We start from the raw sequence: 9496 nt of genomic DNA on the forward strand, positions 1-9496 counted from the left end.
TGTATTAAGAAGCCAGAGAATAAATGGAAATATAGGCTGTAAAGTGCGTTTACGCTTAACTCCTTATATTGTTTAGAGACTGAAGGAAAATTTGTGGAGATTATTAATAACAAAGTAGTTGAAGTCCTTATGGTCGTAGACAAAATATTTAAAAGGGGTGTATATATCCCTTTTTTGGGGTTTTGTCTAAATAAGTAATAAATATTTAGCTAATAGGTTCGTCTTTGTCTTTTGGTTGTAGTGATGCACGTTCGTCAATTTCATTTATAGTTGTAAATGGAATATGTTTTTGGTTTGCAAACATAATAACATCGTTAATCTCCAATTGGAAAGTACTGTCACCCTTTAATATACCGGAGCTTACCATCTCGGAGGCAGTTTTGATCAGTTCCAATTTTTTCAGTTCATTGTCAAGTCGTTTTGACTCAAGTTCTATAACCTTCTCAATATTGGATAACTCCTTGTTTTGCAAATCTAGCTCATGCATTCTTGCTGAAACGAGGGCATCAGGTAGTGCAGAAGTTTCTTTATTAATCTTTTCAGTCTCCGACTGAGTTTTTTGAACATCCGCAATAGGTGCGTCCAAATATTTAGATGATGCAGCTTGAATGCCCTTTTCAACTACTGATTTAACATCTTCTCTGGCAATGAAATCTTTAATTATTATCTGCAGTTTTGCCCATTTCGAGCCATTACCCCAGTCAATAATTTTCACCTCAACATTTTGTGAAGAAGCTTCAATTCCAATGGCTATGTTGTAAATCGCCCCAAGAAACTCAACTGCATTCGGCTCATTTTCATTAGTTGTTAACTTGATCTCCCAAACGATGTTGGAGTCGTTAAACAGTTTGTATTGATAATCGTTTATTATTGCAGATAACTTAGTTTCAGTTGATTTTCTTCGAAGTTCTTCTATGTTGAACTCTAAGAGGTCTAAGTAGTCAACTCCGAATGCATGGTTATCAACTCGATGGAAAATTTTATGATTCGTAATTTCTAATCGGTTTAATATCTCATTTGGGATAACGTGTTCCAATGATGCGTTTAAGATATGCGTCTTATTTGTTTTGATTAATTCTACTAGGGATGTGCGGACTGTTACAGGGTTATTATGGTCAACGATGAAGTCGTTGTTCAATATAGTGTTATAATCAATAGACGGAGAGAAGAATGCCACTAAACTCTTCAACTCATCGCTAGACCAGTTTTCTGCGAAAATTTTCCCAAATCCATATAAATTGTAAGAGAGTGCGTAAACGAAGTCTCCACTAAACTGATAGAATGTTAAGACGGGAAACCAATCTTTTAAAACCGTTAGGGTCGCTTCGTTTAATTTAACTTTATAATCATCGGAGAACTTTTTGTCATCACTCAGATCGACTAGGTTCCGATCAAGTGATTCTATAACATTCAATAAAAAATCATAATAAGAAGCATCTGTCTTTCTTTGCTTTTGGGCTTCGATGAACATTGTGTAGGTGTCGAAGATGTTTTCTCCTTGTTGTAAACCAGGAATTATGTAGGTTATTTGTTCACTCATTTCGCGCTAATTATAGATTTGGTATGATGTTAAGTTATTAAGTTTCTTTTTGAAGGCCTACTATCTTTGTTAAGATTAATAAACTCCTCCAAAGCGTCGTTACGATGATGATGAGTCCAAGGATGTTAGCAAAGAATATGTATTTAATGTAATCAACATTCACAAAGAGCTTTAATGAAAAACCCAATACAGCGACAAAAACTAAAGATTTAATGCACCCTTTCAAAAGGTCAATTGTCTTAAAATATAAATTGGTTGAGAAGAATAGATCAAACAGAGGAATATCCTCATTCTGTTTCCCATTCGGGATTCTTGCACCAGTTTTGAATGTAATAAGCACTGTTAATAAAGTTAAAACAAATCCCGCTAGTGTTAGTGCAATCGTTGCAAGGTCAGTTGTGGTGGAGAGTGTAGAATCTATGCTGGGCAAATCTATCAGACATGTTAAGTTTAAATAGCGTACTAAAGCGCACAATAGAAATCCTAATGTGTAGTCATATAATAACGGACGCTTAAAGTATTTTTCAATCATTAGTTCAAGTTTTGAATAAATGAATCGAATTCAGCTTCCACAAATTCATAATATTGGGTTTGTGTATAATGTTTGTCTCTTTCGATTTTTATGACGATTTCTCTTTTCCCTTTTATAAGATTGAATATTTCATCTTCACCATCCTGATTAACGAATTTAATTTCAAACTCTTCAAACTGATCGATGTGGAAAGGCTTAGTTTTAAATTTATTGAGAAAAGCCCTGATCATAGTATTTGCTTCTTTATTAAGATATTGGCTCTTGATTTTTGAACCTGGAGTTTGGAACATAGCCTCGATTCGGACAAACTTGGGTTTTAGTCGGTTCCCTAAATTTGCAAACTCCGTAATATACCCTTTAACATCATCGTCCATTTGAGTAATGTTTTGCGGCTTTAACTTTATTTCGAATTTTAAAACATTGTATAAATGCGCAAGCGTACTGTCTATTGGAACATTTAGGTGAGTGGTTGTTTGACATGCTTTTGCTTTTTTTAATCCAAAAGCAAGATTTCGCAGATAGTATTCTATATCAGAAAGACGTGGACCAGTGTTATTAAATTCAACACACATAACCGCTGGTGTAACACTAAAATCAATAAAGAAGTGTGTGACATCTACTATAGAACCAGTCGTTTTACTAAATGGGACTAGTTCAAAGGTGTCATTTGGTTTCAGCATAAGATGCTTATCCCTTACGAGAGCTATTGAACACTTGAACCGTTTCGCCTTCGCAATCCTTACAGGATTTCGCATAAACATTTCTCTTCGCTCAACTTCAGGTTGGTTTTTATTTTTATCAATAAAATAAGCTTTACCCTCAGCATGTTCCTTATTCAAAAAGGTCATCAAGTCGAAAAGAATGTCATTGGAATTTGTTGTTGAACTGCTATAAGGAGTGAGTTTAATATTATGGAGATAGAATTTAACCTCTAATAAATTGTCCTTAGAGTTGGGGGGCTTTTGCATTGATTATTGAGTGTTTGTATCTTACAAGATCCGATAAAATTATCATATGTGCAAACTGCTATGTCATAAAAAACTAGCAATTAACTCAATCTGAGCGCACCGATCCTGAGAATGTAGAGAGGGTCACTCGATCCTGTGGGATGTTTTCATTGTAGAGAAACAGGAGGATTGGTCACCTATTGGGGGAGATTTCTATTTAAAACTAAACTTATTATATATTCTTTGAAAATCTCCCGATGTGATTTTACTTCTTTAAAAGCTCATCACATATAATGGAGTTATTTAAAGACTGGTTAGTAAGGTTTAGACGATTATTATTTCTTAAGTGTTGCTGATTTCTTTTTAGTTGATTTGGTACTTACGGCATCAGTTTTATTTATAGGGTCTACAATCTTTATTGGTCCCAATTCTTTCAATATTTTTCGCACAGCTTCATCATAATTAGAATCACTTCTTAATGAGTGATATATTGGCCAATCTGAATACTTTTCGAGGTCTATTTCTTTTAAAGCATGGGCATGCTTAATTAATTCTAGAATTGACTTAAGTTCTGTACCTGAAAGAATAGCATGTGCAAGTTTAAAAATTGGTGATGCTGTTCCAATCTTGATTTTCTTTAATTCATTTGTCAATTCAGCTTTCTTGTCTAATATTTTAAAGGCTATGCATTTATTGAACAATGTTCTGAGGACAAAATCTTCTTGTTCCTCAGATCTGGGTTCTATATGCTTCAAGTACATAGTCAAGCGTAATGCAAATAGTGCCTCATTGTTCCTTAAAGCCTCGAACGATTCGGTCATTAGCTTGTAGATTGCGTCAGTCGTTTTATCCTTATCCCATTTTCCCCAGCATGAAAGTGTCAATAAATAACCTGCTAATTTGAATTCATGAAGTGCGGAATTGAAGTATTCGGGGCCGATATGGACTAAGTCTCCTTGCTTTAAGTTAAATGGATTTTTAGTTCGAGTTATGTATTTTTTATTGACTCTAGCCGAATTGTGTACGATTAAGTGTCTCCTTTCGCGAAACTCTTCAATTACTGACCAGTCAATAATGTCTTTGCACAGTTCAATCTTAAGAGATTCATCAAAATGATCTAAAAGTTCAGGAAACGTCATTGATATGAGCATAGATTCGACTTCTCTTTGAATTAAATCTCTTTTTAAATCTTCAATAGTTTCAAACTCATTCATATGACTAAGAGAAGTCACCAAATCAGTTCTACTAATTGACCCATCGTACTTGTTGTAGTAATAAGAGAGTAAATCAGCTAAAAGATATTCGAAATAATTGTTCAGCATTAGAAAGGAACTATTGGCTAGTATCTCAAAGTTCTTGTGCGTAATTTTTGGAACTTTAGACATTTTATTCGCAAAGAGTTGAACCTTATCTGCTGAAAATTCTTTTTTTGAAGTTCCACTTTTGGAGTTTGGGTTAAGTCCCAATTCTTTAAAACACGAGTCAATGTATTCTTTAGATCGCTTGATTTCATCCTGATCTTCTGTAACAGCGAGATTTGAAAATTTTGAGAAATACAATTCTGTACCGTTTATATTTCGATAATATGAGTTAAAAATGGATTCTACTGTGCGCTCCTTTTTACTTACATCTTTAGTTTTTTCCTCTTTCATTTTTTTTCGATTAGTTAAATATCCTTATTTACAGTAGAATATCCTAGCCATAACTTAGTTATTAATTAAAGCTTACTCTATGTGCATAAATTCGTTACCGCGACCGTCTGCGACTGAACGAAGGTCACTGGAGTAAAGCCTGATTAGGCGATCCAGTGATATGTTTTCCCTTGAGAAAATACGAGTCTTGGCTGAATTGAATCTAAAATGGTAGTGTTAATTGCAAAAGGGAGATTTCAATTCAAGAATACTGTTATTATATAGTGTGTGAAAAATCTCCCACACTATTTAGATTGATGAGCATATTAGACAAAAATGAAATAGGACTGTATATAACCCTTTTAAGGGTTTGTCTTCAGCAGATCTGGATCAGGTGGTTTTAATAGGAGTCTTTAAATCCATAAGGGTTTTTAGAAAGTTGGCGGCTTTGCACTGATTTAACTCAAAAACGTCTTCTTCCTCTTGTAGATATCCTCCCTAATAACCTTTGATTAAATTCAAACCTTGCATGCGCTTGTTGTCGTTCTAATTCTTGTTTCGCTTGTTGCGCTTTGAGTTTATTAAGCTCGACTACATTATTTATAAAATTGTCATATCTCGTCTGCCATTCACCATCTATTATGCTTTTGATAAGAGCTTTTCGAGAGATTTCTGTGAATATCGTTAACCAACCAATCTTAATAGGGAAAATACAATAAAGAAAAGTTTTGTTATTTTTAGTATTGTCCAGAGGAACTTCTCCTTTAAAATCGAAAATAACTGGAACCGAACTGTCAAGCCAATTTTTAGGAAAACATTCATCCGCGAATTCAACCCCGAATATCTTTGGTATATCTATGGGAACGAAATCTTTTTGCGCCTTAATAAATCGTGGAATATCTCGTTGTAATCTAGTGCCGTCAACGATCCAAATCATATTCTTGTAGAAATTCTCGCGTTGCCTGCGCTCAACCGGATTAATGTGAGAATACTGAAATTCAATTACCAATCCTTTGTCTGTACGGACATCAGCTATATGTTTTTCATTTGTTGAACTATCAAATTGAATAACCTCCTGCCATTCAATTGGAAAATTTCCTTTCCATTCGCGATGCCATTCAGTTTCGGTTTCCCACCAAGTGTCACATTGACGGATTTTTTTGTGCGCCCAATGATTTATTTTAAAATCTCCGCATTTTGCAATCATTTCTGCTCCGCAACTTTGGCAGAAACCTTTCGCTCCCTTGAAAGCTTCAACTTTTTTACTGTCAACTATTGCGAACTTCATATGAAAGTTTCTTTTTAGTACGTAGCTCCATTGCATTGCAGCTAACGTCGTTTTACAGCTACTCGAAGGGTGTGACTTTTACTGCAAAAATTGATTTAAAAAACTAATTGAATACAAGCACAAAGCTTCAATTTCGCCAGTCAGCCTGCCTGACGTAAAACCCGTGTTAGGCGTATTTTCATTTTAGCCCTGCTTGAATTTTGGGTAATAGTTCATTCATTGTGTTTTCTGCTATTACTTTTGCAACCTCAGGATACAGATTTTCCATTTTAGTTGTTTCTTTAATGGTGTGGTGTTCCTGCCCGTTAAAAATTTCTGAACCAAACGAAGAGTTAACAACATCAAATGTCTCATTAAACTCAGAATTAAGATAAAAATGCACCATAGGCTCACTTGTTCCGGTCTGAACTAAAAACATTCTTGTTTCAACTGTTCGAGTTTTTTCGTTAAAATTTGGTCCATTTCCTCCATAAACCAAAGATTTGTGAATGGATTGTCTATACTGGTTTAGAAACATTTGATGGCAATTTTTAATTGCTTCGATATTTGTTCTTTTCTTTTTGTAAAACTCGTTACTAAATAGTTCATCTAATCTCTTTGATGCATCGTTATCAGTTTGCTCGTTTGCCATTGGTAGCAAAATTTTATTTAAGTCCTCTTTTAATTCCTCCACTGTAGAATATCGAAGAGAAACTTCATAGGTAAATCCTTTGTCAAAGATTTCTTTCAAAATTTTGTTTGACATTACTTCTAAGTCTTTTACATCTGGTCTTTTATGTGGTTGTAAGCCATCTTCGTTTAAAAGTATGTTTGGGTGATGATTAGTAACTAAGTAAAATAATATACCAACCAAAAATGTAATATCTGATGAAGATACAGTTACATCAGTCCCTTTTGAGAGTTCTGGAAGCCTGAGAAACCTGTTACCGAGTTCAACTCCTTTTTTAGTTTTGAATGAAGTATCATCGCTTAACCAGCATATTCCAAAATCAATAATAATTGGAAGATTAGATTGTTCCTCAATAATAATGTTATCTGGCTTAAGGTCTCTATGATATAATCCAATTTTATGTGCTTGTTCCATTATTTCACATAATGAAATAACTATTGAGACGCTAGTTTTTAAATCAACAGAATTCTTCTCAACATACTCGTTAAGTGTTAACCCCGATATAAAATCCATAACTATAAATACTTGCTCATCATTGGAATATGAATGTAATTTGGGAACTCCAAAACCGTTCATCAACTCCAAAGCTTTAATCTCTCTTTCTAACCTAAATCTCCTTTCTTTTGAAAGAGATGAAGCTTTGGGTATTTTGACAATATATTTTGTGTCTTCATTTTGAACTAAGAGGGTCAACGATTGTCCACCTTGTCCATATTCCTTGAGTAACTTATATTCCTGTTGTAACTTTTGTGGTAGCATCTTTTTAAAATTACGCCTAACTTGTATGTAGGGGTGATATAACTACCACAAGCCACCCAAATTCGGATGTATTGTGGCAAATCCTGTCCTCTTTTTTAAATATCTTTATTATGAACAATATATCCTAACCCGAAATATTGAGATGAACCCTAAAAAATAACTTGCTTTCATCAATGCGACCTCGATGCGACGGAGTGAAGGTCACTGGAGTAAAGCCTGATAAGGCGATCCAGTGATATGTTTTCTCTTCAGAAAACACGAGGCTTGGCGGAATTATTGACCCAACAGCCATGAGCCTAGGAAAATTCAATAATTGTGACAAGTTGAAGCCTGAGCGATTCACACTTTCCGAAGAGTTAGGCGCAGTGGCTCTACGGATTGTCCAATGATGATGAGACTTCTGACTCCTCACTAACATTGCACTAACAATATCGTAGAAATGAGCCCTATCACAGTCTTACTGATTTCCTCTAAAAACAAGAAAGCCACCTAGAACGTATCTAAGTGGCTTTACTTTGCTCCCGAAACTGGGCTCCCCAAAAAATATTTTGGGGTAAACTTCTCGCCCAGGCAAATAACAACAAAGCCCTTCAGTAAAAACTGAAGGGCTTATCTAGCTCCCGAAGCTGGGCTCGAACCAGCGACCCTCTGATTAACAGTCAGATGCTCTAACCAGCTGAGCTATTCGGGAATTTCTGGTTATGAAAACTTGTTTAAAGTTCTCCCCTTTCGGGAGTGCAATATTCGGGATTTTAAATTATTAATGCAATATTTGCATCAAAATTTTTTAAAATAATTATGAGTCTAGTTATTATTGGTTCCGTTGCCTTCGATGCAATTGAAACTCCCTTCGGGAAAACAGATAAAATAGTGGGCGGAGCAGCCACCTACGCAAGTTTAGCCGCATCCTATTTCTATAAGAATGTAAAGATCGTTGGTGTGGTTGGTGAAGATTTTCATCAGGAAGACATCAAAAATTTCAATGATCATGGCATCGATACCGAAGGGCTTCAGGTAAAAAAGGGCGAAAAATCCTTTTTCTGGTCCGGAAAATATCATAATGACATGAATAGCCGCGATACTTTAATCACTGAGCTGAATGTTCTTGGTGATTTTGATCCGATTATTCCGGCGAGCTATCAGGACTGCAAATACCTGATGCTGGGAAACCTCACTCCACAGGTTCAGCAGACTGTAATTAACCGTTTAGATAAACGTCCTGAGCTAATTGTTCTGGATACAATGAACTTCTGGATGGACATCGCTCTGGAAGATCTTTTATCAGTAATTAAAAATGTGGATGTATTAACCATTAACGATGCTGAGGCAAGGCAATTGTCGGGCGAGTATTCATTGGTTAAAGCCGCAAATAAAATTCTGGCCATGGGTCCTAAATACCTGATCATTAAAAAAGGTGAGCATGGTGCCCTCTTATTCCACGAAGACCTGATCTTCTCTGCCCCTGCTTTACCGCTTGCCGATGTATTCGATCCAACAGGTGCCGGTGATACCTTTGCCGGTGGATTCATCGGTTATCTTGCACAGGTAGGAACGATCAATTTCAATAATATGAAGAATGCAATCATCTTCGGTTCTGCACTTGCTTCTTTCTGTGTTGAGAAATTTGGTATCGAGCGGATTAAAAACTTAAGCCAGGAAGAAATTCAGGCAAGGGTACAGCAATTTGTGAGACTGAGTAGTTTTGTTATTGAGAAGTAAGTTGTAGGTTATAAGTTGTAGGTTATAAGTTTTAAGGGTACTCCGGATGAATGGGGTGCCCTTTTTGTTGGGCGGTGGATTCGATTGAAGAACGTGTCATGCCAAACGATGCCGTTAAGTAGTGGAGGGGAATCGTGCTACAAGATCAAAATTCTGCTTCAGCCATGAGATCCCTCCTGCGTCGGGATGACGGGTTGGGGGCGTCAAGGGATGACGGGAGGAATGTTCGGGATGACGGGTTGGGCGTTAGGGGATAACGGATGAACGTCGGGATGAGGAATAAAACGGCTTATTCCCAAACCTCAGTATTCTTAATCCCTAAAGCTTTAGCGTCAAAAACCGGTTCTTCACTGCCTTGTTTCCGTTGTTTCTGGTAATCTTTCAATGCTAAGAGTGCAGGCTTGCGTAAT

Annotated in this window: 7 protein-coding genes and 1 tRNA gene; 1 reads left to right on the plus strand and 7 read right to left on the minus strand. The window is 36.0% G+C overall.

The features are described 5' to 3' along the window. Positions 1-205: 205 nt before the first annotated feature. The 7 genes from VGE44_RS00275 to VGE44_RS00305 form a co-directional block, all read right to left on the minus strand. Entirely contained in the window at positions 206-1540 is a 1335-nt protein-coding gene (locus VGE44_RS00275; protein ID WP_331075774.1) for a hypothetical protein, read from the minus strand. Positions 1541-1577: 37 nt separating this feature from the next. Then, a complete protein-coding gene (locus VGE44_RS00280; RefSeq protein ID WP_331075775.1) occupies positions 1578-2072 on the minus strand; it encodes a hypothetical protein in 495 nt (164 codons plus the stop codon). Then, positions 2072-3040, minus strand: a complete 969-nt coding sequence (locus VGE44_RS00285; RefSeq protein ID WP_331075776.1) for a hypothetical protein — start codon at positions 3038-3040, stop codon at positions 2072-2074. Before VGE44_RS00285 ends, VGE44_RS00280 begins: the two co-directional genes overlap by 1 nt. A gap of 314 nt (positions 3041-3354) precedes the next feature. Next, entirely contained in the window at positions 3355-4671 is a 1317-nt protein-coding gene (locus tag VGE44_RS00290) for a hypothetical protein (RefSeq protein WP_331075777.1), read from the minus strand. A 442-nt stretch (positions 4672-5113) separates the two neighbouring features. Beyond that, positions 5114-5938 (minus strand): competence protein CoiA, encoded by an 825-nt coding sequence (locus VGE44_RS00295; RefSeq protein WP_331075778.1) that lies wholly within the window; start codon positions 5936-5938, stop codon positions 5114-5116. 178 nt (positions 5939-6116) lie between these two features. Continuing rightward, on the minus strand, positions 6117-7367 hold the full coding sequence (locus tag VGE44_RS00300; protein ID WP_331075779.1) for a serine/threonine protein kinase: 1251 nt from the start codon (positions 7365-7367) through the stop codon (positions 6117-6119). Positions 7368-7984: 617 nt separating this feature from the next. Continuing rightward, a tRNA-Asn gene (locus VGE44_RS00305) sits at positions 7985-8058 on the minus strand. 107 nt (positions 8059-8165) lie between these two features. On the opposite strand from VGE44_RS00305, the gene VGE44_RS00310 reads away from it, so the two are divergent. Beyond that, the gene (locus VGE44_RS00310) at positions 8166-9086 is read left to right on the plus strand and encodes a PfkB family carbohydrate kinase (RefSeq protein WP_331075780.1); all 921 of its coding nucleotides are present in this window, start codon (positions 8166-8168) and stop codon (positions 9084-9086) included. Positions 9087-9496: the final 410 nt, after the last annotated feature.

This window comes from Daejeonella sp. (assembly GCF_036405355.1).
Lineage (GTDB): Bacteria > Bacteroidota > Bacteroidia > Sphingobacteriales > Sphingobacteriaceae > Daejeonella.

What these genes read in the sequence shown, in the direction of transcription:
- VGE44_RS00310 (WP_331075780.1), top strand. Translation starts at nt 8,166, where the DNA reads ATGAGTCTAGTTATTATTGGTTCCGTTGCCTTCGATGCAATTGAAACT.
- VGE44_RS00300 (WP_331075779.1), bottom strand. Translation starts at nt 7,367, where the DNA reads ATGCTACCACAAAAGTTACAACAGGAATATAAGTTACTCAAGGAATAT.
- VGE44_RS00295 (WP_331075778.1), bottom strand. Translation starts at nt 5,938, where the DNA reads ATGAAGTTCGCAATAGTTGACAGTAAAAAAGTTGAAGCTTTCAAGGGA.
- VGE44_RS00290 (WP_331075777.1), bottom strand. Translation starts at nt 4,671, where the DNA reads ATGAAAGAGGAAAAAACTAAAGATGTAAGTAAAAAGGAGCGCACAGTA.
- VGE44_RS00275 (WP_331075774.1), bottom strand. Translation starts at nt 1,540, where the DNA reads ATGAGTGAACAAATAACCTACATAATTCCTGGTTTACAACAAGGAGAA.
- VGE44_RS00285 (WP_331075776.1), bottom strand. Translation starts at nt 3,040, where the DNA reads ATGCAAAAGCCCCCCAACTCTAAGGACAATTTATTAGAGGTTAAATTC.
- VGE44_RS00280 (WP_331075775.1), bottom strand. Translation starts at nt 2,072, where the DNA reads ATGATTGAAAAATACTTTAAGCGTCCGTTATTATATGACTACACATTA.